Source organism: Methylosinus sp. R-45379 (genome assembly GCF_001644125.1).
Lineage (GTDB): Bacteria > Pseudomonadota > Alphaproteobacteria > Rhizobiales > Beijerinckiaceae > Methylosinus.
The window spans coordinates 1-1,142 of record NZ_LUUM01000208.1 but is presented as its reverse complement, the minus strand read 5'-3'; the positions used below and the strand labels follow the sequence as shown (position 1 = coordinate 1,142).

2 protein-coding genes are annotated in these 1,142 nt (G+C 63.0%); both read right to left on the bottom strand.

The genetic code is table 11. The features are described 5' to 3' along the window. Positions 1-534 (bottom strand): ABC transporter permease (locus tag A1351_RS09040; RefSeq protein WP_157096222.1); only part of this gene is annotated, 534 nt, incomplete at its 3' end. Further along, a partial coding sequence (locus tag A1351_RS09035) for an ABC transporter ATP-binding protein (RefSeq protein WP_064032815.1) occupies positions 527-1,142 on the bottom strand: 616 nt, incomplete at its 5' end. The genes A1351_RS09040 and A1351_RS09035, both read right to left, overlap by 8 nt.

The following is a 1,142-nucleotide window of genomic DNA, read 5'->3' as shown; positions in this document are numbered from 1 at the left end:
GCTCTGCGCCATGCGTATGAAAGGACGTGGCGCCGCGTCGACGGCGGCGCATACGGACACCGCCATAGGAAAGAAAACGCCGAGAGCAATCGTCGTTATTTTGCTGGACTCTCCGATTCCGAGCCAGAGTATGAAGAGGGGCAGCAGCGCTATCTTGGGAATGGGGTACAGAGAGGAGATCGCAGCGTCGCCGATTGCTCGGCACCAGGACCAGAGGCCCATCGCGAGGCCGACGCTCAGGCCGGCGAGGCTCCCGATCAACCAGCCCAATAGCAGACGAATCAGCGACTTGCCGATATGGATCGCCAAGTCCCCTTGCGCGAGCTCGTGATAGAGTGTCTCGATGACATCGACCGGCCCAGGCAGAAACAGCGGATCGATCCGCCCCGATGTCGATCCGACCTGCCACGCTCCGACGAGCACAGCGGCGAATGCCGGAGCGAACCACCGCTTCGGCGTGATCTCGAATCCGCCGCCGCGGAATCGCACCGTGCTCGGAGCTCCGATCGCAGATGGCGTATGGGCTTCAGACATCGGCTCGTTCCACGGACAGAAGCTCTCGGTCGGCGTTGCGCGCTTCCGATCGCAGCAAGTTCCAGATGTCGTGCTGCAGCGCCGACAATTCGCTCGCGACATCGGGGTGGCCGCGCTCGGCTTGCGGAATTCCGACGTCGATGATTTCGCGGACTCGGCCCGGCCGTCTCGAGAGCACGACGATCCGGTCGGAAAGCCGCACCGCTTCGTCGAGATTATGTGTGACGTAGAGGATCGAAACGCGGTCTCGCAGCCACAGGGCGAGGAACTCCTCCATCAGCAGTTCGCGCGTCTGCGCGTCCACGGCGGACAAAGGCTCGTCCATGAGAAGGAAGGCTGGACGAGCGGCCAGCGCCCTGGCGATGCCGACACGCTGTTTCATGCCGCCCGACAATTGCTTCGGATAGGCTTGCGCGAAGCCGCGTAGACCGGTTCGCTCCAACACTTCCTCGATGATCTCGGCCTGCTCCTTTCTCGATGGCAGTCGATCCTCCAGCGCCAACGCGACATTGCCGGCCACGGTTCGCCACGGCAGCAGCCCGGCGTCCTGAAAAACAAAGGTGAATGGATTGAGGCTCGCAGCCGACGGAACGCCGACGGTGAAAGCC